Genomic DNA, 23,296 nt, shown 5'->3' with positions numbered 1-23,296 from the left:
TTCTGTAATTTTATTATCCATATAAATTGAAAAAATAAAATTACTATGCAATAATTTGGTGAGAATCATTTTCATTTAGAAAGGGAGATAAGATGTTTGTTGTAAACGCAAGTTTTGAAACGGAAAAGAAATTTGAAGAACGGCTCAAGCAAAAAGCTAAGAAAAACAAAACAGAAATTGAGGAAGCCAAAGGAAATTTATCGTTCGAATGCTGGAAAAAAGATTCCGCGGATAAAGTCGAATATATCTTTGTATCCAAGTGGGAAGAAAAACAGTTCTTTCAAGCTTGGATTTCAAGAGAAGAACATGTGAATGAACATAAAGAAGCGAATAAAAAGAAAACGAAAGCATTTTCTGAAGCTATGGAAATCAAGAAAACGCTGCGTTTTTATGAGGCGGTAGAAGAAGACATTCTTTCCTAAAAAAGCACGCTTGACTTTCATAAATGTTGTAACTATAATGATTACAACAAAATAGGAGTGAGAGTAATGAAAATTAGCAGTCGATTCACCGTGGCCGTTCACATACTGTCTTTAATTAAAGTAGATAGCAGTCATCCTAGTACTTCAGAGTGGATTGCTAGCAGTGTAAATACAAATCCTGTTGTTATAAGACGAGTAATTGGGATGTTAAAGAAAGCTGGACTTGTGGGCGTAAAAGCCGGAGCTGGCGGAGCTTATCTATTGAAAGATTTAGAAGAGATAACGTTGTTAGACGTTTATCGAGCGGTAGCGGCTGTGGAAGAAGGAGAATTGTTTCAAATGCATGAAAATCCGAATGTGGAGTGTCCTGTAGGAGCCAATATTCAAAGTGTCCTTGAATTGATTTTAAAACGTTCTCAAGATGCCATGGAACAAGTCTTAGCCGATGTGACGATGAAAGAATTAGTGACGGATTTAATAGCAAAAATAGATGCATAATAACATGCGTCTGTTCGTAAAAAAACGGAGAAACCCAGGTTTCTCCGTTTTTTTATAGCTTCACAATTGTTCGTCCTCGAGCTTGTCCTTTTAATAAAGTAGGAAGAACCTGAGGGAGATCTTGTAAAGAAACTTCCTGCTGAATGAAAGGTTCGAAGCTTTCAGGTTTAAAGTCATTAGCGAGTCTATTCCAAATCTCTTTTCGAGTAGGCATTGGACAGTAAACAGAATCGATGCCGAGTAAATTAATCCCTCTCAAAATGAAGGGAAAGACCGTTGTTGGCACTTTGCCTCCAGCTGTTAGCCCGCTGACCGCTACAGAGCCTCCGTACTGAATTTGACTGAGGACAGAAGCTAGGGGCTCTCCACCCACAGGATCCACTGCAGCGGCCCATTTTTGCTTGCCTAATGCTTTTAATTTGCCGTTATAAACGTCTTCACGCGCTACAATAGAGGAAGCGCCAAGCTCTTTCAAATAAGCTGCTTCCGAGCTTTTTCCTGTACTTGCTTCCACTGTGTAGCCTAATTTTGAAAGAATGGCAACCGCAAAGCTTCCTACACCTCCCGTAGCCCCTGTTACAAGCACAGAGCCGTTAGATGGACTAGTATGGTTTTCCTCTAAGCGATGCACAGATAAAGCAGCTGTAAAGCCAGCTGTTCCGATAATCATTGCTTCTTTTAACGTCAAATTTTCAGGAAGAGGGACAATCCATTCGCTGCGTAAGCGCGCATACTCACTGTAGCCTCCAAAGTGTGATACGCCAATGTCATAGCTTGTTGCGATGACACGATCACCTTCTTTAAAATCAGGGCTGTCAGAAGATACAACGATTCCTGCTAGGTCAATACCTGGAACAAACGGATAGCTTGTCACAATATTGCCGTTTGCGATGCTGGCTAAGCTATCTTTATAATTCACCCCTGAATAATGAACGCGAATAAGTACATCGCCTTCTGGCAAATCGTTTAGCGTCAGTTCTTGGACAGACGCCTCCACTTGTTCTTCACCTGTTTTATCTACTACTAATGCTGAAAATGATTGCTTCATTTTATTTCTCCTTTCTATACTGAGATGTATATGCCTATACATAGATTACCTTATTTCTATACCCATTATAGAAAATAGTAAAAGAAGTTCATAATACTTTGATTACCAAAGAGGCCATTTCATTATAAAATAGCGGTACAGCTATTACGTAGCGATACATAGAAAAGAGGAGAAGAGACATGAGCACAAACATATATTTTAACCATGATGCAGGGATTGATGATTTAGTATCCCTTTTTTTACTGCTGCAAATGGATGATGTAAAGGTAACGGGGGTATCTGTCATTCCTGCTGACGGATACTTAGAGCCAGGTATCAGCGCAAGCCAAAAAATTATTGATCGTTTTGGAAGTTATGATATCGAGGTAGCCAAATCTACTTCACGTGGTATGAACCCATTTCCAAAAGAATGGCGCATGCATACGTTTTATGTAGATGCACTGCCAATTTTAAATGAAAAAGGGAAAGTGCAAACAAAAATAAGTCAGCTGCCTGCTCATGATCATTTAATTGAAACATTGCAGCACACAGACGGAAAAACGACTTTATTATTTACAGGACCGCTAACTGATTTGGCAAGAGCACTTGAAAAAGCGCCTGAAATAGAAGAGAAAATTGATAAGTTAGTGTGGATGGGCGGTACATTTCAAGAAGTAGGAAATGTGCAGGAGCCTGAACATGATGGAACGGCGGAATGGAATGCTTTTTGGGATCCAGAAGCAGTAGCAAGAGTATGGGAAAGCAGCATTAAAATTGAGATGGTTGCTTTAGAAAGCACGAATCAAGTTCCATTAACGCCGGCTATTCGCCAAATGTGGGCTTCACTTCGCAGGTATGAAGGAGTAGACTTTGTAGGGCAGTGTTACGCGGCTTGCCCGCCGCTTGTGCATGTTGAAACCAATTCGACTTATTATTTGTGGGACGTACTCACAACAGCATTTACAGGGAATTCAACACTTGTGAAGGTAAAAACCGTTTCGAGTATTGTGTATACAGAAACACCAAGACAAGGAAGAACAGAAATTTCTGAAGAGGGACGACCTGTAGACGTCGTGTATGACGTCACAGCTGAAGCATTCTTTACGTACATTACAGATTTAATGAAAAAAGCAGTAGCCAAATAAAGAAAAAGGTTGCACGTGAAAATGTGCAACCTTTTTAATGAATCATATTCAAGAATTGACGTGTCCGCTCTTGTTGAGGATTTGAAAATATTTGATCCGGTGTACCTCTTTCCATAATGACACCTTGATCCATAAAAATAACTTCATCTGCTACTTCACGGGCAAAGCGCATTTCATGAGTTACCACCACCATCGTCATTCCTTCTTTTGCCAGGTCTTTCATCGCTTGAAGAACGTCTCCTACAAGCTCAGGGTCAAGAGCTGAAGTAGGCTCATCAAATAGCATAACTTTTGGGTCCATCGCCATTGCTCTGGCGATGCCAACACGCTGTTGTTGTCCGCCAGACAGCTGGAAAGGGTAAAAGTCGAGCTTATCGCCTAAGCCAACGCGTGTTAACAATTCTTTACCTCTTTTTTCTGCCTCTTGAGTAGAAACGCCTTTTACAATTACAGGACCTTCCATAACATTTTCAAGCGCACTTTTATGAGGAAATAAGTTATAGTTTTGAAAGACCATACCTGTTAGGCTTCGAAATGAAGTAATGTCTTTTTTACGAACAGGTTTGGTGAAATTTATGCTTTTTTTATCAAGTTCAATCGTGCCGTCTGTTGGGATTTCTAAAAGATTTAAGCAACGTAAAAAAGTAGTTTTACCCGATCCAGAAGGACCAATTAATACAATTACCTTGCCCTGTTCAACTTCTAAATCAATCCCTTTTAATACTTGCAAATCACCGAATGATTTATGCAAATTTTTGATATTAATCATATGAAAAACTCCTTTAGCTACTCGAAACGGTTATTTAGATACGTAACGATCTAGTCTTATTTCAATGCGTCCTTGGATAATGGATAATATTGTACACATAATCCAGTACAAGAGCGCTGCTTCACTATAAAGAAGTAAAAATTCATAGTTAGTCGAAGCAATTTCTTGAGCTTTACGGAACATCTCAGAAACAAGAATAAGCGATGCAAGTGACGTATCTTTAATAAGGCTAATAAAAGAGTTAGATAATGGCGGAATCGATACACGTGCTGCTTGCGGTAAAATAATCCGTCTTAACGCTTGGGAATAGGTCATACCAAGTGAGTAGCCAGCTTCCCACTGTCCTTTAGGAATAGATTGAATCGCTGCTCGGATAATTTCAGATGCATACGCACCTACACTTAATGAAAATCCAATAATAGCAGAGATAAATGGGTCAATTGTTATATCTAAATTGGGTAAGCCGTAGAAAATAATAAATAATTGCACAAGCAGCGGTGTACCTCGAATAATCGATACATAGATGCGCGCAATTATATTTAAAACTTTTATAGATGATAAACGAGCCAAGGCTGTTAAGACAGCTAAAATGATACCGAGTACAAACGTGATTAATGTTAGTGGAATAGAATATTGAATAGCTCCCTTTAGCATTGGTAAGAGAGATGATTGAGCGATTGAAATCAATTGATTCAATCGCTCTCCATCAGGAAAAATATTATTTAGGAGAAACATCTTCGCCAAACCATTTCTTAGAAATTTTTGCGTATGTTCCGTCTTTTTTCATATCTTTCAATGCTTTGTTTACTTCATCCACTAACTTACCGCTGTCTTTTCTAAACATAAAGCCGCTTGCAGCACCATCGGATTTTTCATCCGCGATTTTGATAGGTGCGTTAGGGTGCTTTTTCTTATAGTCAAGGAACGATAATTTATCGTTGATTGTAGCATCAACACGGTTTGCGCTCATTAGTTCTACTGCTTGAGCAAAACCTTCAGCACTCGTAATGTTTGCACCATAAGATTGAGCCATGTCTTTGTAGTTACTTGTTAATGACTGTGCTGATTTTTTTCCTTTTAAATCTTTAAATGATTTGATATCTTTTTCGTCTTTACGAACAATTAATACGGCGCCTGACTGGATGTATGGGTCAGAGAAATCGTATTTCTTTTGACGATCTTCACGAATACCCACTTCATTAGCAATCATGTCAAAGCGTTTAGCATCTAATCCGGCAAACATGCCATCCCACTGTGTTTCTTTGAACTCAGCTTTTACGCCAAGACGTTTAGCTACTTCTTGAGCCAATTCTACATCAAACCCAGTTAGCTTTTGTTTGTCATCATGAAAAGTGAACGGAGGGTATGTACCTTCAGTTCCAATTGTTAATACGCCATCTTTTTTCACTTTATTATATAAATCCTCTTGTGAAGATTTATTGTCTCCATTGTTTGCTTCATTTTTTGAGCTAGAACCGCATGCGGCAAGCACAACTGTGAAAGCTAATAGTAGCGACAAAAGTGCAGCAAATTTCTTCATTTTCTAAACCCCCTAGTATTCTGATAGGAAATGATACTCTGTGATACTAAACAAGAACACAGCAAAAGTCAACAAAAAAAACTTATACGATTAATGTGACTTAAAATAAGGGAAATATACCTTCTATACACGGTTTGTCATAAGGATACAGAAAGATTTTAAAATTTGGATTAAGTGGATTTTTAAGGGATATTTGAGGAGTAAAAAGGAAGTTTCATGCGACGATTTTCTCTTTCATTTTTTCATGACTTTTGGTGCAATAAACATATAGTTAAATGTTAAGGTAGAAATAAATTCCTTATGGTACACTTAAAGAAGAATTTATGAAACGGAGCGATATGATGAAAGCCATAAACTTAATCTCAATTGCCTTTGGTGCTATCGCTGGTACATATGCGCGTTATTTGCTAAATCTTTCCTTATTATATACGGGCTATCCAATAGGAACGGTAATTGAAAACCTATTAGGAAGCTTCATACTAGGCCTATTAACAGGATTTTTTGCGTGGAAAAAGCCAAAAGAATGGATAAAGCTTGGACTAGGAGTTGGCGTGTGCGGCGGTTTTACAACGTATTCAACCTTTGCAGGAGACGTCATTTCTCTCACTCAGCACCATTTATTTTGGGGAGCCATTTATGTCATTGTCTCTTTAGTAGGTGGAATCCTTCTTGCTTTAGCAGGCTATCTATGCGGTGAAGCGGCAGGGAAAAATTTAGTGAAAGTACATGAGGTGAAGTAAATGAGCATAGTGAGCTTGGCACTTGGCGGGGCAGCTGGAGGAATATGCCGTTATCTTTTGGGTTTAAAAGTTACAAAAACAGTTTCAAACCCTCCTTTTCCAGTCTCAATGCTGTTTGTAAACTTGCTCGGTGCGTTTGGGCTTGGTCTTTTTTACGGTAGTTATTATGGAAAGGTTCCGAGTCATGCTTATGATGATTCAATATTTTTAATGATTGGCATTGGGTTTTTTGGTGCCTTTACCACTTTTTCAACGTTTAGTGTGGAAACCGTACAGTTAATTCGGGAAAAATCTTATCGGAAAATGTTGGCGTACGTGGGGATTTCAGCATTTGGAACAGTTGGTTTATTTACAGTCGGTTTACTGGCAGGAACGTTTTTATTATAAGTAAAGAGAACGTTTCTAGTAGGGAAAAACAAAAAGACGGAGAAGTAGAGAATGGATAGAAAAGCAGAAGTTTGGAAATACATTTTGTTGATTGTAGCTGTTGCAGGTCAGATCATTGGTTTTTTATTTTTATTTATAAATGTTGTGGCGGCATTTATTTTTTACGGTTTTTATATTCTAACTTTTATTATGTTACTCCTGCTGTTTATATGGGATCGGAAAAAGGAAAAAGACAAAGAAGAATTTGACGACTATACCGATTACTAACTATATAAAAAGCAGAATGATTCGGTGCGCCGGGCCTCTTAGTAAAGAAGCTTAAAAGATACATCTATAAAAGGAAGAGAGCCGTAAGAGCATAAAGAGATATTGTATTTACATCTAGTTGTGTTATAATTTTAAGTGCAAAAACAAAATCAATAAATAGCAATCACTAGGGGAGCTTTCTGAAGCTGAGACGAATGTATTTCGGACCCTTTGAACCTGATCTGGTTTGGACCAGCGTAGGGAAGTGGCGATCATGTTTACATAACGATGCATGCTAACCACTCTACGTTGTAGAGTGGTTTTTTGTATGTAATAAAGCCCTCTGCACAAGATGAAGTGATTGAAATTTCTCTTTATTCTGAATGGAAAGGTTTCGATCATGTGGATATTCCTAAATTTCATGTCATTACAACAGATAAGCAGCCAATCGAAGAGCTTCAAAAAATTTTAACGGCTATCGCGCCTTTTGCAGGTGCCATTCATATTAGAGAAAAAGAGAAAACGGCAAAGCAGATTCAATGTTTACTAGAAAGCCTGCCATTTTGTCGCTCTAAAATTATTGTGAATGACCGAGTTGATGTAGCGCATGCTTTAAAAGCAAAGGGCGTACAGCTTGCCTATCATAGTTTAGACGTTTCGTTTGTTATAGACGCATTTCCTTCTCTTATTGTCGGAAAGTCAGTTCACTCTGTGGAAGAGGCTTTAGAAGCTGAAAAAGATGGTGCTCACTACATTCTATACGGACATATTTATTCAACACATTCAAAAAAAGGATTAAAAAGTCGAGGGATAGCGGCACTAAAAGAAGTAGTAGACGCTGTGCAGATACCGGTTATTGCCATTGGAGGAATTACTCCTGTAAATGCCAAAGAGGTACTTCAAACAGGAGCACATGGTATAGCTGTGATGTCTGGTGTCATGCTTGCGCAAGATCCCCTCAAAGCGATTAAACAATATTCTCATATATGGACATCTGGAGGTGGAGAAAATGAAGCAGCATTATGATGTACTGTTAATCGGAGGAGGTATAATCAGCTCTTCTATCGCTTATCATTTGTCAAAACAAGGAGCGTCAGTAGCTATTCTTGAACGCAATCAAGTTGGTTGTGAAGCTTCAAGTGCAGCCGCTGGTATTTTAGGTGCTCAAGCTGAAATTGATGAAGAAGGTCCTCTTTTAGACCTTGCTATTAAGAGCAGAAGCATGTTTCCTGAACTGGTGAAGGAACTAAAAGAAAAAACGGCTATCGACGTAGAGCTCATTCAAAAAGGCTTATTAAAAGTCGCTGGAACAGAAGAAGATGCACACGTATTAAAGAAAAAAGCCGCTCAGCACCACCGGTGGGACAAAGATGTAAGATGGATCGATGTAAAAGAAGCGCGTTTGTTAGAACCCGGGCTCTCTCCAGACATATACGGAGCCATTACAATACCGGGAGACGGCCAGCTAGCTCCGGCTAAGTTAACACAAGCTCTTGCTCATGGAGCCTTGTATCACGGAGCAGATGTATTCGAATACTGTGACGTTCACTCTCTTATTATGGAAAATGAAACAGTAAAAGGGGTACAGACGTCCAAAGGCTCTTTTTATGGAGAAAAAGTAGTGATTGCAGCAGGCTCATGGGCTAAACGCTTTATTTCTTCTGAACATTTAGGCGAGGTGTTTCCTGTAAAAGGAGAGTGTATTGCTCTGCAAAGTCATAAGCCCCTGCTTTCTAAAACGATTTTTTTAGATGAAGGTTTTTACTTAGTCCCTAAGACTGGTGGAAGAATCGTAATCGGGGCAACTAAGCTGCAGCATGATTTTACTAAGACCGTTTCTGCACAAGGTATTCAATTTTTGCTGAATAAAGCTTCTGCGCTTCTGCCGGCCATTAAAGAAGCCACATTTGAAAAAGCATGGGCTGGTCTTCGTCCACAAACGAATGATGGCTGGCCTTATTTAGGAGAGCACCCTGAAATAGCGAATCTGCACATGGCTTTTGGCCACTACCGAAACGGTATTTTATTAAGCGCTGCAACTGGAAAAATTATGGCTGATGCTTTGTTAGGGAAAAAGCCAAATCATTCATTCTTTACATCATTTCAGCTAACGAGAGCAATGGAGGGAGTTCATTGAATCTAATTATTAACGGTAAGACCGTCACTGTCGGAGATGAAATTGAAACGGTCGAGCACTTGCTGCAGGCTCAGAGTCTGCATGAGCGAGTTGTAATTGTTGAATTAAACAAGAATATTTTGCAAAAAGAAGAACATAGCGATGCATGCTTAAAAGATGGAGATACATTAGAAGTTGTTTCATTTGTTGGAGGAGGATGAAGAGTATGTTAAAAATTGGACAATATACATTTAATTCACGTTTATTATTAGGAACAGGGAAATTTCCGGACTTTACGACTCAGCGTCAAGCGGTAGAAGAGTCGGAAACAGAAATTTTAACATTTGCTGTTAGACGAATGGATATTTTTGATCAAAATCAGCCTAATTTATTAGAAGCACTTGATGTGAAGCGTTTCACTCTTTTGCCTAACACTGCTGGAGCAAAAAATGCAGAAGAGGCCGTACGTATTGCTAAATTAGCAAAGGCTTCTGGACTTTGTGACATGGTGAAAGTAGAAGTAATTGGATGTGATAAGACGCTGCTTCCTGATCCAGTTGAAACATTAAAAGCTAGTGAAGAACTGTTAAAAGAGGGCTTTACCGTTTTACCTTACACATCAGATGATGTTTTACTTGCGCGTCGTTTAGAGGAGTTAGGCGTACATGCCATTATGCCAGGAGCGTCGCCTATCGGTTCAGGTCAAGGTATTATTAATCCGTTGAACATGCGTTTTATCATTGAACAATCAACCGTTCCAGTAATTGTAGATGCAGGTATTGGAACGGCTTCAGACGCAGCTCAAGCTATGGAGCTAGGAGCAGATGGTGTGTTATTAAATACAGCTGTTTCAGGAGCAAAAGATCCTGTGAAAATGGCTCGTGCTATGAAGCTAGCGATTGAGGCAGGAAGAGCAGCATTTGAAGCAGGACGTATTGAAAAGAAACAATATGCAACGGCAAGCAGTCCAACAGAAGGGATGAGTATCGGTTGATTAATCGTTATTCCCGCCAAGAATTGTTTCAACCTATTGGAAAAGGCGGACAGCAGCAAATTCAAGAAAAGCATGTTCTGATTGTAGGAGCAGGTGCTCTTGGAACAGGGAACGCCGAGGCCCTTGCACGAGCGGGAGTAAAGAAAATAACGCTCATTGACCGCGATTATGTAGAGTGGAGCAACCTTCAGCGTCAGCAATTGTATAGTGAAAAAGATGCTGATAAAAGAATCCCAAAAGCAGTTGCCGCTAAAAAAAGGCTTCACGATATTAATCATGATGTAAAAGTAGAAGCCCACGTAGCGGACGGTACCCCTCAAGTTTTAGAACAGCTTGTTGAGGGGGTAGATGTTATGATTGATGCAACCGATAATTTTGACACACGCCTTGTAATGAATGATTTATCACAAAAATATGATATTCCTTGGATTTACGGAGCATGTGTAGGAAGTTACGGAATTAGTTATACTATCATACCAAGTGAAACACCGTGTTTATCCTGTTTGCTTGAATCTGTACCGCTTGGAGGGTTAACATGTGATACAGTGGGGATTATTAGTCCTGCTGTACAAATGGTAGTCGCTCATCAAGTAACAGAGGTGTTAAAAATATTAGTTGGAGACTGGAATGCGCTCAGGAGGGAACTTGTTTCGTTTGACGTATGGAAAAATGAGTATACGAGCATCAATGTGAACGTATTTCGCAAATCTGCTTGCCGCTCATGCGGCAGTGAACAAACGTATCCCTTTTTACAATATGAAAATCAAACGAAAACAGCTGTGCTATGCGGAAGAAACACGGTACAAATCCGTCCGGGCAAATCAGCCAAGCAGCCGCTGCAGTCTTTAGGTGAACGATTAAAAGAAAAAGGATATAAAATTGAACAAAATCCGTATCTGCTTTCTTTTTATGTAGATGATTACCGTTTAGTGATGTTTCAAGACGGGCGCGTCTTTGTCCATGGAACAAACGATATAGTAGAAGCAAAGTCACTTTATCATCGGTATATTGGGTAAGAAAGAGATGGAGGTTTCAAGCATGACAGTACCAAAAGCATTAACCATTGCTGGATCAGACAGCGGTGGAGGAGCAGGCATTCAAGCAGATTTAAAAACATTTCAAGAGCGTGATGTTTTTGGCATGTCTGTTATTACAGCTGTGACTGCACAAAATACAGTTGGCGTTCAAGGAGTTTATCCTTTAGAAGTAGAAGCAGTTGAAACGCAGTTAGATTCAATTGCGACTGACTTATTTCCTAATGCAGTGAAGACAGGTATGTTGTTCAGTGCTGATATTATTTACGCAGTGGCTCGTAAAATCAAACAGCACGGACTGCAAAATGTTGTAGTTGATCCCGTTATGATTGCAAAAGGCGGTCAATCTCTTCTTCAAAGAGAAGCTATACAGGCTCTAAAAGAATTATTGCCCCTTTGTGAAGTCATTACGCCGAACATACCGGAGGCGGAAGTCATCACGGGGAAAGAAATTTACACGATTGAAGACAGAAAAGAAGCGGCAAAACAGATGCATGAGCTAGGTGTAAAGCACGTTGTAATTAAAGGCGGACATGACCAATCTCATCAAGATATGATTGATCTAGTGTATGATGGTCATACGTATGTTGAAATCAAGCATGAAAAGATGAATACAAAGCATACACACGGGACGGGATGCACGTTTGCTGCTTGCGTCACGGCTGAACTAGCGAAAGGCAAAAGCGTAGTTGAAGCAGTTCAAACCGCTTCGGATTTTGTTCACTATGCGATTAAGCATACGCTTGAACTTGGTTCGGGACACGGTCCTACTAATCATTGGGCGTATAGAAAATACTTTCGTTCAAATATATAAAAAAACGTGCCTACAATCTAGGCACGTTTTTTATGAAGAAGGAATATGTGTCGGAATTTCTCCATCGATGCCTAAATAATAATGTCTAATGGGCTTTAAATTATCATCAAGCTCATACACAAGCGGTACGCTTGTGGGAATATTCAAGTTCGCAATGCCATCAGGTGAAATGTTATCCAAATACTGCATCAGAGCTCTAATCGTATTACCGTGAGCGGAAATAATAACCTTTTTGCCAGCTTTAATAGAAGGAGCAATAGTTTTGTTCCAATATTCTAGAACCCGCTTTTCTGTATCGGCTAAGTTTTCCGTTACAGGAAATTGTCCCTTGGCTAATTCCTTATACTTAGGGTTGGAAGCTTCATAGCGAATATCTGTTGTCTCTAAAGCAGGAGGGCGTTCGTCCATCGACCTTCTCCACAAATGCACCTGCTCTTCTCCAAATTTTTTTGCGGTTTCTTCTTTGTTCAAACCTTGAAGAGCCCCGTAGTGTCGTTCATTCAGTCTCCAAGATTTATATACAGGAATCCACACGAAGTCCATTTGATGTAAGACAATCCATAGAGTACGAATGGATCGTTTTAAAACAGAAGTATAGGCGATATCAAAAGCATATTCGTTTTTCTTTAGCACTTTTCCGGCTTCTCGCGCTTCTTGCAATCCATTTTTAGAAAGGTCTACATCCGTCCAGCCTGTAAATTTATTTTCAAGGTTCCATACGCTTTGTCCATGCCTAATCAACACAAGTTTTATCATCATGTTCTCCTTTCAACAATGACTAAGGACTCTATTCTTTTTTATTATGAGAAGGAAAGTGTTTTTTATCCTAAAGCCGGGGAAAGGAGTTTTTAACATTTAGAAAAAGTGATGCTGAAAAGTAAAGCTTTAACTTTTTTACGCATATGATAAAAATAAAAAAGGGAAGGGAAGATAGTGGATGAGTGACCAAGAACGTCAGATTCAAGCGCTGCACGGCCAGATTGAAGATTTAAAAGAAGAAATGTATCAGATGAAGCTTGATATTAGCACATTAGAGAAAGAAAAAGGAAAGCCTGTTTTGACACCGGCTCTCGTTGGTCAAATAGGAGGTTTTGTTCTAGGTGGATTAGCTATAATTGGTATTTTTTGGATGTAGAACTTTTCGTTTTGAAAACGAAAAGTTCTCCTGATTTTTCAATAAGCAATTCCAACGCGGCATTTTGGGAATTTTTGAGCCCATATTTCATGGTAGGTAAAATGAGCGGTATCTCTCGTTGAAATTTTAACGGCATCTGCTGGCAAAATATCTTTTTCCACTCGGTATGTGCCTGTTACTTCACCATCAGGCAAGTAGGTTGGGCATATAACGGTCCAGTTTAGGTCACTTTCCTTCAAGTATAAGTATCCTTTTAAATGATCTTCTGCTGCTCTGGTCGTTTTACGCTTTGATTCATTTGATTGAAAACGATACTTTTCCGGTTCCGTTCGTGACTGTAAAATACCTGCAGTTCCGATAGTAAGAATACGATGAACGCCGTAATGCTTCATGCTGTTTATAATAAGCGGAATACTTTTTGAAATGGTCTCTGCACCATCTGTATTTAACGCGCTGACTACGATATCTTGGTGCTTGAGGGCAAAGCTGATATTTTCTTGATCAAGGACATCGCCTTGTAAGATATGTAGGTTTGGATGACTAATCTTTAGCTTATTGCGGTCTCTAACAAGTACCGTAACGTCGTTTTCATCTTTTAGCATCATTTTTAATAAAGACTGTCCAACTCGTCCTGTTGAGCCTAATAGTAAAATTTTCATTGGTTGCACCCCTCTATAAAAGATAGTATCTATTCTTTAGAATATACAATTTGTATACTTATTCATAATAAAAAGCATGCGTAGCATAAAGTAATACAAAGTTGATGAAGAAAATATTCAACATCAAAAAAATTTGATATGATAAAAAGACAGAAAAATCAAAAAAATAGGAGAGTGAATGTCTTTTGGGAGACTTGCCTCTGAATCAAATGATGATATTAGTCGTTTTGCTTATGTTATCAGCTTTCTTTTCATCTGCTGAGACAGCCTTTTCAAGCGTAAATAAAATTCGTTTAAAACATTACGCTGAGAAAAAGTATCGAGGAAGTAAAAAAGCGCTGCATATTGCTGAACACTTTGAGCAGACGCTATCGACAATTTTAGTAGGAAATGTTGTCGTAAACATTGCTGCGTCCTCTTTGGCAGCTAAAATTGCCCTCGATGTGTTTAAAGGAAACCTAGCACTTGTGATTAGTATCATCGTTATGACCATCATCATTTTGATTTTTGGTGAAGTCTTACCGAAATCGTTAGCGAAAGAGCATGCCGAATCTTTTGCGCTGATGATTTCTTCCTTGTTATTTCTTATTATTAAATTATTAACCCCGATTTCCTTCTTATTTTTACAGGTGAGAAAAGGAGCTTCTCACTTGTTAGCGTCTGCTCCCACACCAACGATCACAGAAGATGAAATTAAAGTGATGGTAGATTTAAGCGAAGAAGAAGGAACGATTAATAATATTGAAAAAGAGCTAGTTCATCGTTCACTCAATTTTAATGACATTGTGGTGGGGCAAATTTTAAAACCTAGAATAGATGTCACAGCAGTTGACGTAAATGCTGATATTGATTCGGTTTGTCAAATGTTTCTTGAAGAGAGATATTCGAGAGTCCCTGTATACGAAGATCATATTGATAACATTATTGGCATTTTATCAGAAAGAGAATTTTTAACCTGTTTAGTCCAAAGAAAAGAGATTTTTATTCGTGATTTGTTGAGACAACCTATTTTTGTAGTAGAATCCATGAAAATATCTGTACTATTGCCAGAGCTTCAAAAAAGTAAGGTGCACATGGCAATTGTAGTTGATGAGTTTGGTGGAACGGCCGGTCTTGTGACCTTAGAGGATATATTAGAAGAAATTGTGGGAGAGATTTGGGATGAACATGATGAAGCTGTTAAGTATGTACATCAGATAGGGGAAAAGGAGTACGAATTTAACGCAGACATCCCTATTGATGAATTTTTAACCTATGTAGCAGTTAGTTCTCCTGACAGTACGTGCCATACCTTAGGGGGATGGATATATGAGCAGTTTGATCATATTCCTGCTAAAGGAGACTTTTTCTCATATGAAGAGATATTGTTTACCATTAAGGAAGTAGAAAATCGACGCATTCGCAAAGTTTCTGTAAAATCATTTGCGAATAAGAATGAGGAAGCTGATTAAAAGAAATTAGAAAGCGCTCCAAGAGATCTTGGAGCGCTAAAGCCATAATATGAAATTAGTTAATATTAGTACTTGCCGCCTAAGTTTTGCTCAGCTAATTGTACTAAACGTTTTGTGATTTCGCCACCAACAGATCCGTTCGCACGAGCTGTTGCATCTGGTCCTAAGTTTACACCAAACTCACTAGCGATTTCGAACTTCATTTGATCGATAGCAGCTTGAGCACCAGGCGCTACTAACTTGTTTGATGAATTTCTGTTTGATGCGTTTTGATAATTTGCCATGTGTATTCATCTCCTCGTTAGATAAAATAGATTTAATGGTTGAGTTAGCTGGAGTTGAACCAGCCGAGCAGATGCATCGATTAGATCTGCTTGCCTACCGCGGCGTAACTCAATGTTTGCGAGCTGTTGTGCTCGGTTGTTACTAGTATTATGGCGAAAGGGAAAAAAACATATACATAGAATTTTATTGGTAATTTATAGAAAATTTTGTGTGGAGTTTGATAAAGAGTAAGAGAGTTTTATTCCGTGCATATTATAGGTACATATTGATCAGGTAAAGCGAGGTGTGCGGATGTCGATTTGTTCTTTATGTAATGGGTTTAGTGATGTACAAATGATGTGCAAAGCATGTGGAGAAGTGCTAGGGGATATGGGAAAAGTCAGCGATTATTTTGATGATTACAGTGCTTACATGGAAATCGATCAGTTAAAAGTAGAAAATGGGTATCTTAGTGATTTAGCAAATCACCAATGTATTCATCTCTTTTACTGCTCTACTTGTCACAGTGAGGAATTGAAGCAAATACAGGAATAAAAAAAGACCCCTAAGGGTCTTTTTTATTCGTGTTCAGCACGGATGCGCTGTTCGGATTCTGCATCAAAGAAATGCGCTTTGTTCATATCTAATGCTAAGTCTAGAGACTGAAGCGGTTTAATATCTGTTCTTGAATCTACGCGTGCTACAAAATCTTGTCCGCCAAGTTTAGAATAAAGCATGGTTTCAGCTCCCATTAACTCGGATACATCGACTTTAATGGTAACTTTTGTGCCGGGTGAAGATTCAATAAATACAGGCTCATCATGGAAATCTTCAGGACGGATGCCTAAAATAATTTGTTTATTTAAATATCCTTGCTCGCGAAGTATTTTCATTTTACCTTCCGGAACTGCAAGAAGAGAATCGCCTACTTGAACCTTTCCGTCTTTTAACGTTCCGGTTAAGAAGTTCATAGCAGGAGAACCAATAAACCCGCCTACAAATACATTTTCAGGTTTTTCATATACTTCTTTTGGTGTACCAACCTGCTGGATAATCCCATCTTTCATAACAACCAGACGAGAAGCCATTGTCATTGCTTCGGTTTGGTCATGTGTTACGTAAATTGTCGTTGTACCCAAACGCTGGTGAAGCTTCGCAATTTCAGAACGCATTTGCACACGTAATTTCGCGTCTAAGTTTGATAAAGGTTCGTCCATTAAGAAGACCTTAGCATCACGAACGATTGCACGACCTAGAGCTACACGCTGACGCTGTCCGCCGGATAATGCTTTTGGCTTGCGCTCTAAGTATTGCTCAAGTCCTAAAATACGAGCGGCATCTTTTACGCGGCGTTCGATTTCATCTTTTGGTAATTTACGAAGTTTTAAGCCGAAAGCCATGTTGTCATATACGCTCATATGCGGATACAATGCGTAGTTTTGGAATACCATTGCAATATCGCGATCTTTTGGAGCAACGTCATTTACACGCTTGCTGTCAATATAAAAATCACCTTTGGAAATTTCCTCTAGCCCTGCAACCATACGAAGCGTTGTCGATTTCCCGCAGCCTGAAGGCCCAACAAATACAATAAATTCTTTATCTTGAATGTGAAGGTTAAAATCTTTTACCGCCGTCACATCTTTATCATACATTTTATAAATATGTTCTAAACGTAATTCAGCCATTTCCATTTCCCCCTTGTATGTACTCTGTGAAACCGTTTTCTTAACTCTAGTGTAATTTTTTTTAATGAAACGGTAAATGGCAAACATGCACAAAAAAAAGAAAGAGTTTTCGTGCACTATTTACGAAAACCCTTTCATTTTATTTTTTATCCTGCGAATTTTTTAACGCAAGAATAGCTAAGTAAGCAGACACAGCTCCTGTGAAGTGTTTGATATCAAGGTGTGTGCGATCAATAAATTTCTCAATTCTATACTGCAAGCTGTTGCGATGCATGTACAAATTCTTAGCAGCAAGAGATACGTTTAAATTACATTCTAAATAAACTTTAATCGTTTCTAAAAGATCTCCATCATCTTTTACTAAGTCAAGTAAATGTATCATATGATTTTGGATTGCCTCTGAAGACTCTTGCAGAACCAAATGGGGTAAAACGTCGGTAAAATGGATAACATGGTTTTGTTCGACTGTATGCTTAATTTGATAAAACCATTTCTTTTCACGCTCAAAAATTAATCGCGGTGAAGACGGAAAAAAGTGAATTTGTCCTTCAAAGAACTGAATTGAAGTTTCAAAATCATGACATAGCACCTCGATAGAATCTGATAAATTTTCAGTTAAGTCATTAGGATCATCAAAGGTTTCGATAACGATACCTGATTGTTTATCAATCCACAACACAGTAATCGAGGTAGAATACAAGGCGTGAAGCGCATTTTCAAACTCTATTTTTTGTTCAAACAAACGTTTAATTAAAAACTGGGTAAAGCGAAAAGAATGGTGCGTATGATGAGAGTGAATGACTTTTTCAGGTGCTTTAAATAACAGGTTTGACCAATACAATTGTTCTGGCGTCAGGAAAGAAACTTCCTCATCATAAGGCGTTAAAAAAGCAGAAAGTAATGCCTGCTCTTTTTGAGACAAAGCCGTGTGTTCAATTCCAATGAAGCCTTCATCACATGAAAACCATTTGTATCGTTCAAATTGAGAAGGGATTTTAGCCTTAATCATTTTATCCCCAAATAGTGTGTGCAGCTGTTTCATCTGTGCTCGTTCCCTTCGGTGAAAGCTTACTATTCATAAACGTGAAAAAGCATAAGCTCATGAATATAATCAATTAATTGTGTTTCATCTATTTGATTAGAAAGCGCAGTTTTCCATACAATTTGTCCATCTTTTAAATAATCAGCCTCGTAATAAACCCGATTCATATAAAACGAGATGTGCCAGCCCGGCATTCGATTATTTTGATACAGTGGTTTAACCTGAAAATGTGCAACCATAAAGAAAATCTCCTTTCTCAAGTAGTTATTATAAGCTTACCATGAGAAAAGGAGATGAAAAATCATTTAATCTAAAAATTTTGTTAATTTGTAAAATATGTTGCATATGTGTTTAGCACCTTGCGTTTGAATGTCTGTTTCATCAAAAATCATCGGTTTTGCATTCACTTCAAACAGATAATAATGACCTTGGACTGACTTTGCCATATCAAGAGAAAATTCTTCAATGAGAGGGAAGGACTTTTGAAGGACTTGCCCGCACGTATTTACAAAAGACGAAAGAAAGGAAGTATCTACTTCATCTTCAAGATCTTGAGAAGGTGAAATGCTTCCGCCGTTTAACGTATGTGTTGTAATGGAGTGATAGGGACTATGTCGAATACCGACGCCGCTAATAACATACCGGCTATCTTTGTGATGCGCTAAAATACGTAAGTCATAGCGCCGGTCTTTGAATGGCTGCGTCTCAATTGCTTCTTGAATGAGATAAGCAGACCTGGGAAGGTCAATTGCTTGTAAAGAAGAAAATTCTTCTTTGCGCTTATGATCTTGATAAATAATCGTATGCTTATCGGAAGATAATCGGAAAATTCCAGCGCCTTTACTGCTGTTAATAGGCTTAAAATAAAGAGAAGAGTGTTTTTGCAGAAGCTTAGCAATATCAATTTCTGGTGTTAAACGATAGGTTTTAGGAAGGTGAGAAGATAATAGTGGATGTTTTGAAAATAACTGATACACTTTCCATTTTGAAAAAAAAGCGGAATTAAAAAGGGGGATGTGCCTGCTTTTTATTTTTTTGTGTAAAGATTTCAGCTTTTTGGTTTCTGATTTTCTTCCTGGATAACGATTATATATAACGTTTGGCAGCGGCAAAGTTGTTTTGATCCACTGCTTTTTTGCCCCGTCAAAGCAATACCCTTCAAAGAAGTGATGAGACATTGTTTCTTCAGCGAATAAAGCAAGAAGCCCGCCTTTCTCTTGCAGGGTATGATGTAAGAGTTCTAATAAAGGACGCTGTTTTACATTCAGTTTTTCCAAAACAGCTTTGTTCGTTAAAACTCCCACAATAGGACCTGCTTTTTCTCCTTTTAAACGAAGAAAAGCTTGAGTAGAAGAAATGCTTTGAGTAAAGGGAAGTTCAATTTCTTGAACTCCCCATGTGTAAGATGCTGAAGGATTATTATGAAACCACTGCTGCTTTTCTTTGTGATAGTAAATTGTAATCATATGCTGATGCCTTCAGGTGTATTTAGATAGTATCCAGATAAGTAAATCGCATATTCTAGAGAAAGTTTTCTAGTTTGTTGATCTGCTTTTCGTAAGGCAGGGTGTGAAAAAATAGAGCGACCGGGCTTAGAGTTAGCTTCAAACAGCCACACGTTTCCTTGATAATCCACTCCAAAATCGAATCCAAGCTCTCCAATTAATCCGTTCAACTCCTGTTCAAGTATATGACTAATTGAGATAGCGGCATCTTTTAGCTTATTTTCAATTTCTTTTTTGTAAGAAGGGTTAGTGAATATTTTGGCTGTAGCTTCAATTTCTCCGCCGTAATCAAGATGCGTAGTGATGCTGTTGGGACCGGCTACTTTAGCAGCTAGAGCAGTAAGCACCCATTGGTTATTCCCGTCTTTATTCGTATGCACGCGAAAGTCTACACAGCGCTTTTCTTTTTTGATTAATGAAATACCTTGCTGAGCAATGTATGAAGGATTAGTAAGTAAATATTCAAATTCTGATAATAGTTCCTCCAAGGTTTCTTTTTCTTGAACATGAAGACCTTTTTCTCCTTTGTAAGTCAGCGTGTACATGGAATCCTTAAAAGATAGGGTATAAATGCCGCGGCCTAAGCTTCCGTTTTTCGGCTTTAAATAAACGGTTTGATGAAGAAGCAGAAGTTTTTTTATTTGCTCACACGAAGGACTTTCAACCGTGTAAGGTAACAAATAGGCTGTCTGCTCGTTCAGTTTTAAAAGCTCATGAATTTCCCACTTGTTGAAAAAATCAGGATTAAAAAATGGAATGCCGTAATCAGTCATCATCTTTTCTTTAATGAACTTAAAAGGAGCTAACCCCTCTGTTTTTCGATTTGGCAAACGGTTATATACAACGTTAGGAAGCGGGACTTCATGCTGTGTCCAGCCGCTTTCCTCGTAAAAATAGCCGTTTATGGTCCCGGTTTCCCAGTTGATATGATGAGTTCCAAAAATAAAAGGAAGTCCCCCTGTTATACTTGCAGTAGAAAGAAGTTTAGCTAAGTGAAGGGAACGCTTTCCAATTGGCCGCAGCAGAGAACCAGTAAAACCAGCTGATAACACACCAATTAAAGGTCCTAAGTGAATGGTCTCATTCACAATAATAGGGTGCATCATATGAGCGAAAGGAATTTGCAGTTTTGTCATTAGCTCAGCTGAAATCTGAATTTCTTCACATTCTGAAGATTGTATAAGGCATGGAGCTGTCATTGTTCCAAAAGCTGCTTGTTTCAAGGAGTCTTTGTAAAGAGATGCAGGAACAGAAAGATCGCATCCTAGCTGCTCTACTACAACAAGGCGAGTAAGAGTTTTTTTCATAGCATTACTCCTTACGATACGATAGTGTGTTAGCTAAATAGATGCAGTAAGACAGGACATTTTTATACATGACTTCTTTTTGTTCAGGAGCTGTCTCCATTACGATTTTTCTTCCTGGTTTCGAATTTAAATCTAGAATCCAGATGCTGAAGTCTCTCGAGATACATAAATCAATACCTAATTCAAAAAGAGAAGGAAAATGATTTTCCAGCACGGACGGAATCGTTTTACAAATGGTGTTGATTTCATCCATTACATATTGACGGTGAACGCGAGGGATGCGAGGCAGCAAGTTCTCAAAAGGTACAATAGAGGCTCCTGAACTTACATTTGTTACGATGGAGTCTCGTTCACCTTGTCTAATTCCTCTTCCAATTTCTTTCCAAGCACCATCGTTTCCTTTTTGTAATAGCAGTCTTATATCAAAAGGAGTGCGCTCATAAGGGAAAAATGAAATATGGGGCTGAGCAATATACAATACATCACGGGCCGTTTTCGTAAACCAGTTCTTAAACTCCTGAAAAGAGGAAAATAGAATGGTGTTTACAATGTCATTTTGTTGATAAGAAGCTTCAATTTCACGTCCACGCTGTCTTAATTTCACAATTCCTTTACCTTGTGAGCCGTTGGCAGGCTTAATCATTAGGCTATCGTTTGTTCGAAGCAGCTGAACAAGCTGCTCTACACTTTCGATTGGAGTGGTAGGAGGAATATATGAAGATAAATAGCTATCTTTTTTAATGGCTTCATAGACATCTAGCTTATTGGGCAATCCATGGCCTAAAAATGTAACATCTTCCCGCTGTTTAAGCCAGTTTACAATAGGGCGAGCCTTATTAGACAGCGAGTCTTTTCGATAAAAGCAGCGATCGTAAATAAACGAAGGAAGTAAAAAGGAATCTTCTATCCATTTCTTTTGTTGTAAATCGTAGCGGAAGCCTTCAATATTTTCGGTGTTAGGATGAATGTTAAAAGGAGTAAAACGGTATATTTCAATTGAAAACTCAGAAGCATGTTTAGCAATTTCGGTCACATACTCCACTTCTTGCTGTGGGTGAATCGTTAAAAAGCCTAATGAAATCATCGTAAATCCTCCTTGGCAAATTGAAAATTCGTTGCATGCAGACAATAATCAAGCAGTGCTTTTGTTGAGGGACGAACAGAGAAAGCGCTTGAATCTAATTGTTTGGAAGGTTTGACATTTACTTCAATAATCCAAGGCTTTCCTTCTTGATCAATCGCTAAATCAATACCAAATTCTGCATAAAGTTCAGACGGGTGAGAAAGCTGTGTGCAAATTTCAATCGCAATCTCTTTTAAAAGTGAAAGGATATGGCGCGTCGTTTTTGAATCATAGAGCTGAGTTAAAACTTGCTGAGGAGGATGAATATCCCCTCCACGAGCAAGATTTGAGACGAAATTGCCGGGTTTTGATACACGTGTGACAATGGACGTGATTTTCCACGTCAAGTCGTCTTTTTTATGACAGAGAATGCGGAAATCAAAAGGGCACTGTTTGTATGTCTGCAGTGAAATTCCTTCTTGGATAAGAAATCCTTGCCTTTTTAATTGACTATAAAGCGTTTCAAATAAGTCATAGAGAGATTCATATTCTTTTTCATACGTCTGTGTAAACGTTGTATAGTCTAAAATATACTTCTCTTTCTTTGAAATTTTAAAAATATTTTTTCCTTGGCTACCATGAACAGGCTTCAGAAAAACATCGTCATGAAGTTCCAAAGCGTCAAGAAGATCTTGACGTGAACGAAGCTGATACGTTTTTGGCAAATATGGAAGCAAGTGTACAACATCTTTAAGCTGTTGAAAAACCGTCCATTTATTTAAGTAGCGTGCGTTAAAGAAAGGAACGTCATGCTCTTTCAAAAATGTTTTAAAGGTTTGAAAATCAGCGCTTTGCTCGGTTTTCCTGGCATGAATCCGGTTGTGTACGATTCCCGGAAAGGGAACGTCTGAATAAACCCATCGATCACCGCGATAAACATATCCTTTAGGGGACAATGACTTCACGTCGCTCAATTTGCTCACATAGCAAAAACACCCTAACTCCTTGCAAGCTTGAACAAATTCCTTACAAAATACAGAAATGGAGCCAAAGGGTTCTTCATCTTCTCGAACTTCTGTTACGATGCTAATCACGGGTCCCATCCTAAACGTGTTCTCTTCGTAAATGCCTCTCAGCTGATGCGTTTCATACGGAAAGCAAAAGTCTGCAAATAGAGCTTCCGACATCATGAAGCAGCATTCTCGATGCTGAAAAACAGTGGCTTTGACTTCTTTCGTGATGGAGCCTACTGTTAACGTAAACTCGTGCTTGCATTTCACGCGTGAGAACAGAGCAGAACTAATGTAAATGTCGTCGCTCATATGGTTCTCTAGTGGTTTTAGAGAAATGGTAAAAGTATTCATAAACGAATCCTCTTTTTCTTTCCTTTAGTAGGCGAATGCTGATATATACTATGAGGAATTAGCCCAATCTGTGAAGAGAATTTATC

General features: G+C 38.6%; 29 protein-coding genes and 1 riboswitch. Of the genes, 15 read left to right on the top strand and 14 right to left on the bottom strand.

Going from position 1 to position 23,296, the window contains the following annotated elements; all coding sequences use genetic code 11:
- The first annotated feature begins 92 nt into the window (after positions 1-92).
- Both ACWATA_RS21670 and ACWATA_RS21665 read left to right on the top strand, forming a co-directional pair.
- Positions 93-422 (top strand): antibiotic biosynthesis monooxygenase family protein, encoded by a 330-nt coding sequence (locus tag ACWATA_RS21670; RefSeq protein WP_033580661.1) that lies wholly within the window; start codon positions 93-95, stop codon positions 420-422.
- 66 nt (positions 423-488) lie between these two features.
- Complete coding sequence (locus tag ACWATA_RS21665; protein WP_013081642.1) at positions 489-920, top strand: Rrf2 family transcriptional regulator; 432 nt, start codon at positions 489-491, stop codon at positions 918-920.
- A 52-nt stretch (positions 921-972) separates the two neighbouring features.
- Here the strand turns inward: ACWATA_RS21665 and ACWATA_RS21660 are convergent, their stop codons facing one another.
- Entirely contained in the window at positions 973-1,968 is a 996-nt protein-coding gene (locus ACWATA_RS21660; RefSeq protein ID WP_028412585.1) for an NADPH:quinone oxidoreductase family protein, read from the bottom strand.
- Positions 1,969-2,147: 179 nt separating this feature from the next.
- Between ACWATA_RS21660 and ACWATA_RS21655 the strand changes: the two genes are divergently transcribed.
- A complete protein-coding gene (locus ACWATA_RS21655) occupies positions 2,148-3,092 on the top strand; it encodes a nucleoside hydrolase (protein ID WP_028412584.1) in 945 nt (314 codons plus the stop codon).
- A gap of 34 nt (positions 3,093-3,126) precedes the next feature.
- On the opposite strand, the gene ACWATA_RS21650 is transcribed toward ACWATA_RS21655, so the two are convergent.
- The 3 genes from ACWATA_RS21650 to ACWATA_RS21640 are packed head-to-tail and all read right to left on the bottom strand — an operon-like array spanning position 3,127 to position 5,401.
- Positions 3,127-3,861: an amino acid ABC transporter ATP-binding protein gene (locus ACWATA_RS21650; RefSeq protein ID WP_473050171.1), complete on the bottom strand. Its 735-nt coding sequence runs from the start codon at positions 3,859-3,861 to the stop codon at positions 3,127-3,129.
- Positions 3,862-3,891: 30 nt separating this feature from the next.
- Entirely contained in the window at positions 3,892-4,596 is a 705-nt protein-coding gene (locus ACWATA_RS21645; protein WP_013055275.1) for an amino acid ABC transporter permease, read from the bottom strand.
- Positions 4,580-5,401 (bottom strand): amino acid ABC transporter substrate-binding protein, encoded by an 822-nt coding sequence (locus tag ACWATA_RS21640; protein ID WP_013081647.1) that lies wholly within the window; start codon positions 5,399-5,401, stop codon positions 4,580-4,582. Before ACWATA_RS21640 ends, ACWATA_RS21645 begins: the two co-directional genes overlap by 17 nt.
- 341 nt (positions 5,402-5,742) lie before the next feature.
- Here ACWATA_RS21640 and ACWATA_RS21635 point away from each other — a divergent pair, with 341 nt between their 5' ends.
- From ACWATA_RS21635 to thiD, 9 genes are all read left to right on the top strand, one after another.
- A complete protein-coding gene (locus ACWATA_RS21635; protein WP_028412581.1) occupies positions 5,743-6,141 on the top strand; it encodes a fluoride efflux transporter FluC in 399 nt (132 codons plus the stop codon).
- Positions 6,142-6,528 carry a fluoride efflux transporter CrcB gene (gene crcB, locus ACWATA_RS21630; protein WP_028412580.1) on the top strand — a complete coding sequence of 129 codons (387 nt, stop codon included), beginning with the start codon at positions 6,142-6,144 and terminating at the stop codon, positions 6,526-6,528.
- A gap of 51 nt (positions 6,529-6,579) precedes the next feature.
- Positions 6,580-6,795 (top strand): hypothetical protein, encoded by a 216-nt coding sequence (locus tag ACWATA_RS21625; protein ID WP_013055279.1) that lies wholly within the window; start codon positions 6,580-6,582, stop codon positions 6,793-6,795.
- 158 nt (positions 6,796-6,953) lie between these two features.
- A riboswitch (TPP riboswitch) is annotated at positions 6,954-7,055 on the top strand.
- A gap of 121 nt (positions 7,056-7,176) precedes the next feature.
- The gene (locus ACWATA_RS21620) at positions 7,177-7,800 is read left to right on the top strand and encodes a thiamine phosphate synthase (protein ID WP_071277755.1); all 624 of its coding nucleotides are present in this window, start codon (positions 7,177-7,179) and stop codon (positions 7,798-7,800) included.
- The gene (thiO, locus tag ACWATA_RS21615) at positions 7,784-8,911 is read left to right on the top strand and encodes a glycine oxidase ThiO (RefSeq protein ID WP_049162837.1); all 1,128 of its coding nucleotides are present in this window, start codon (positions 7,784-7,786) and stop codon (positions 8,909-8,911) included. The genes ACWATA_RS21620 and thiO overlap by 17 nt, the downstream gene beginning before the upstream one ends.
- A complete protein-coding gene (gene thiS / locus ACWATA_RS21610; protein ID WP_028412577.1) occupies positions 8,908-9,111 on the top strand; it encodes a sulfur carrier protein ThiS in 204 nt (67 codons plus the stop codon). The genes thiO and thiS overlap by 4 nt, the downstream gene beginning before the upstream one ends.
- Positions 9,112-9,116: 5 nt before the next feature.
- The gene (locus ACWATA_RS21605; protein ID WP_013055283.1) at positions 9,117-9,884 is read left to right on the top strand and encodes a thiazole synthase; all 768 of its coding nucleotides are present in this window, start codon (positions 9,117-9,119) and stop codon (positions 9,882-9,884) included.
- Positions 9,881-10,900, top strand: coding sequence for a thiazole biosynthesis adenylyltransferase ThiF (locus ACWATA_RS21600; RefSeq protein WP_028412576.1), 1,020 nt, complete (start codon positions 9,881-9,883; stop codon positions 10,898-10,900). The genes ACWATA_RS21605 and ACWATA_RS21600 overlap by 4 nt, the downstream gene beginning before the upstream one ends.
- A 22-nt stretch (positions 10,901-10,922) precedes the next feature.
- A complete protein-coding gene (gene thiD / locus ACWATA_RS21595; RefSeq protein WP_473050170.1) occupies positions 10,923-11,732 on the top strand; it encodes a bifunctional hydroxymethylpyrimidine kinase/phosphomethylpyrimidine kinase in 810 nt (269 codons plus the stop codon).
- A gap of 30 nt (positions 11,733-11,762) precedes the next feature.
- Here the strand turns inward: thiD and gpmA are convergent, their stop codons facing one another.
- Positions 11,763-12,488: a 2,3-diphosphoglycerate-dependent phosphoglycerate mutase gene (gpmA, locus tag ACWATA_RS21590; protein WP_098112843.1), complete on the bottom strand. Its 726-nt coding sequence runs from the start codon at positions 12,486-12,488 to the stop codon at positions 11,763-11,765.
- A gap of 181 nt (positions 12,489-12,669) precedes the next feature.
- Here gpmA and ACWATA_RS21585 point away from each other — a divergent pair, with 181 nt between their 5' ends.
- Positions 12,670-12,867, top strand: coding sequence for a hypothetical protein (locus tag ACWATA_RS21585; RefSeq protein ID WP_016762958.1), 198 nt, complete (start codon positions 12,670-12,672; stop codon positions 12,865-12,867).
- 38 nt (positions 12,868-12,905) lie between these two features.
- On the opposite strand, the gene ACWATA_RS21580 is transcribed toward ACWATA_RS21585, so the two are convergent.
- Complete coding sequence (locus ACWATA_RS21580) at positions 12,906-13,526, bottom strand: NAD(P)-dependent oxidoreductase (RefSeq protein ID WP_473050169.1); 621 nt, start codon at positions 13,524-13,526, stop codon at positions 12,906-12,908.
- A gap of 185 nt (positions 13,527-13,711) precedes the next feature.
- On the opposite strand from ACWATA_RS21580, the gene ACWATA_RS21575 reads away from it, so the two are divergent.
- Positions 13,712-14,977, top strand: coding sequence for a hemolysin family protein (locus tag ACWATA_RS21575; protein ID WP_028412572.1), 1,266 nt, complete (start codon positions 13,712-13,714; stop codon positions 14,975-14,977).
- 65 nt (positions 14,978-15,042) lie between these two features.
- Here the strand turns inward: ACWATA_RS21575 and ACWATA_RS21570 are convergent, their stop codons facing one another.
- Positions 15,043-15,261, bottom strand: coding sequence for an alpha/beta-type small acid-soluble spore protein (locus ACWATA_RS21570; protein WP_013055290.1), 219 nt, complete (start codon positions 15,259-15,261; stop codon positions 15,043-15,045).
- Between the two features lie 292 nt (positions 15,262-15,553).
- Between ACWATA_RS21570 and ACWATA_RS21565 the strand changes: the two genes are divergently transcribed.
- Complete coding sequence (locus tag ACWATA_RS21565; RefSeq protein ID WP_473050168.1) at positions 15,554-15,796, top strand: hypothetical protein; 243 nt, start codon at positions 15,554-15,556, stop codon at positions 15,794-15,796.
- Positions 15,797-15,819: 23 nt separating this feature from the next.
- Here the strand turns inward: ACWATA_RS21565 and ACWATA_RS21560 are convergent, their stop codons facing one another.
- The 7 genes from ACWATA_RS21560 to ACWATA_RS21530 all read right to left on the bottom strand — a co-directional run bounded on the left by ACWATA_RS21560 (position 15,820) and on the right by ACWATA_RS21530 (position 23,210).
- Positions 15,820-16,929, bottom strand: coding sequence for an ABC transporter ATP-binding protein (locus ACWATA_RS21560; RefSeq protein ID WP_025752961.1), 1,110 nt, complete (start codon positions 16,927-16,929; stop codon positions 15,820-15,822).
- Between the two features lie 139 nt (positions 16,930-17,068).
- Positions 17,069-17,971: a PucR family transcriptional regulator gene (locus ACWATA_RS21555; protein WP_033580652.1), complete on the bottom strand. Its 903-nt coding sequence runs from the start codon at positions 17,969-17,971 to the stop codon at positions 17,069-17,071.
- 29 nt (positions 17,972-18,000) lie between these two features.
- Positions 18,001-18,210 carry a YheE family protein gene (locus ACWATA_RS21550; RefSeq protein WP_028412569.1) on the bottom strand — a complete coding sequence of 70 codons (210 nt, stop codon included), beginning with the start codon at positions 18,208-18,210 and terminating at the stop codon, positions 18,001-18,003.
- Positions 18,211-18,276: 66 nt separating this feature from the next.
- Positions 18,277-19,437, bottom strand: coding sequence for a YheC/YheD family endospore coat-associated protein (locus tag ACWATA_RS21545; RefSeq protein WP_165635914.1), 1,161 nt, complete (start codon positions 19,435-19,437; stop codon positions 18,277-18,279).
- Complete coding sequence (locus tag ACWATA_RS21540) at positions 19,434-20,783, bottom strand: YheC/YheD family endospore coat-associated protein (protein ID WP_047751686.1); 1,350 nt, start codon at positions 20,781-20,783, stop codon at positions 19,434-19,436. Before ACWATA_RS21540 ends, ACWATA_RS21545 begins: the two co-directional genes overlap by 4 nt.
- A 4-nt stretch (positions 20,784-20,787) precedes the next feature.
- The gene (locus ACWATA_RS21535; RefSeq protein ID WP_049162846.1) at positions 20,788-21,867 is read right to left on the bottom strand and encodes a YheC/YheD family endospore coat-associated protein; all 1,080 of its coding nucleotides are present in this window, start codon (positions 21,865-21,867) and stop codon (positions 20,788-20,790) included.
- On the bottom strand, positions 21,864-23,210 hold the full coding sequence (locus ACWATA_RS21530) for a YheC/YheD family endospore coat-associated protein (protein ID WP_033580651.1): 1,347 nt from the start codon (positions 23,208-23,210) through the stop codon (positions 21,864-21,866). The genes ACWATA_RS21535 and ACWATA_RS21530 overlap by 4 nt, the downstream gene beginning before the upstream one ends.
- Positions 23,211-23,296: the final 86 nt, after the last annotated feature.

Source organism: Priestia sp. USM5, assembly GCF_058323215.1.
The sequence above is the reverse complement of the archived record's forward strand: the minus strand, read 5'-3'. Positions and strand labels throughout refer to the sequence as shown.

Coding starts and splice junctions, on each gene's coding strand:
- ACWATA_RS21670 (WP_033580661.1), top strand. CDS start 93: ATGTTTGTTGTAAACGCAAGTTTTGAAACGGAAAAGAAATTTGAAGAA.
- ACWATA_RS21665 (WP_013081642.1), top strand. CDS start 489: ATGAAAATTAGCAGTCGATTCACCGTGGCCGTTCACATACTGTCTTTA.
- ACWATA_RS21660 (WP_028412585.1), bottom strand. CDS start 1,968: ATGAAGCAATCATTTTCAGCATTAGTAGTAGATAAAACAGGTGAAGAA.
- ACWATA_RS21655 (WP_028412584.1), top strand. CDS start 2,148: ATGAGCACAAACATATATTTTAACCATGATGCAGGGATTGATGATTTA.
- ACWATA_RS21650 (WP_473050171.1), bottom strand. CDS start 3,861: ATGATTAATATCAAAAATTTGCATAAATCATTCGGTGATTTGCAAGTA.
- ACWATA_RS21645 (WP_013055275.1), bottom strand. CDS start 4,596: ATGTTTCTCCTAAATAATATTTTTCCTGATGGAGAGCGATTGAATCAA.
- ACWATA_RS21640 (WP_013081647.1), bottom strand. CDS start 5,401: ATGAAGAAATTTGCTGCACTTTTGTCGCTACTATTAGCTTTCACAGTT.
- ACWATA_RS21635 (WP_028412581.1), top strand. CDS start 5,743: ATGAAAGCCATAAACTTAATCTCAATTGCCTTTGGTGCTATCGCTGGT.
- crcB (WP_028412580.1), top strand. CDS start 6,142: ATGAGCATAGTGAGCTTGGCACTTGGCGGGGCAGCTGGAGGAATATGC.
- ACWATA_RS21625 (WP_013055279.1), top strand. CDS start 6,580: ATGGATAGAAAAGCAGAAGTTTGGAAATACATTTTGTTGATTGTAGCT.
- thiO (WP_049162837.1), top strand. CDS start 7,784: ATGAAGCAGCATTATGATGTACTGTTAATCGGAGGAGGTATAATCAGC.
- ACWATA_RS21605 (WP_013055283.1), top strand. CDS start 9,117: ATGTTAAAAATTGGACAATATACATTTAATTCACGTTTATTATTAGGA.
- thiD (WP_473050170.1), top strand. CDS start 10,923: ATGACAGTACCAAAAGCATTAACCATTGCTGGATCAGACAGCGGTGGA.
- gpmA (WP_098112843.1), bottom strand. CDS start 12,488: ATGATAAAACTTGTGTTGATTAGGCATGGACAAAGCGTATGGAACCTT.
- ACWATA_RS21585 (WP_016762958.1), top strand. CDS start 12,670: ATGAGTGACCAAGAACGTCAGATTCAAGCGCTGCACGGCCAGATTGAA.
- ACWATA_RS21580 (WP_473050169.1), bottom strand. CDS start 13,526: ATGAAAATTTTACTATTAGGCTCAACAGGACGAGTTGGACAGTCTTTA.
- ACWATA_RS21570 (WP_013055290.1), bottom strand. CDS start 15,261: ATGGCAAATTATCAAAACGCATCAAACAGAAATTCATCAAACAAGTTA.
- ACWATA_RS21565 (WP_473050168.1), top strand. CDS start 15,554: ATGTCGATTTGTTCTTTATGTAATGGGTTTAGTGATGTACAAATGATG.
- ACWATA_RS21560 (WP_025752961.1), bottom strand. CDS start 16,929: ATGGCTGAATTACGTTTAGAACATATTTATAAAATGTATGATAAAGAT.
- ACWATA_RS21555 (WP_033580652.1), bottom strand. CDS start 17,971: ATGAAACAGCTGCACACACTATTTGGGGATAAAATGATTAAGGCTAAA.
- ACWATA_RS21550 (WP_028412569.1), bottom strand. CDS start 18,210: ATGGTTGCACATTTTCAGGTTAAACCACTGTATCAAAATAATCGAATG.
- ACWATA_RS21545 (WP_165635914.1), bottom strand. CDS start 19,437: ATGATTACAATTTACTATCACAAAGAAAAGCAGCAGTGGTTTCATAAT.
- ACWATA_RS21540 (WP_047751686.1), bottom strand. CDS start 20,783: ATGAAAAAAACTCTTACTCGCCTTGTTGTAGTAGAGCAGCTAGGATGC.
- ACWATA_RS21535 (WP_049162846.1), bottom strand. CDS start 21,867: ATGATTTCATTAGGCTTTTTAACGATTCACCCACAGCAAGAAGTGGAG.
- ACWATA_RS21530 (WP_033580651.1), bottom strand. CDS start 23,210: ATGAATACTTTTACCATTTCTCTAAAACCACTAGAGAACCATATGAGC.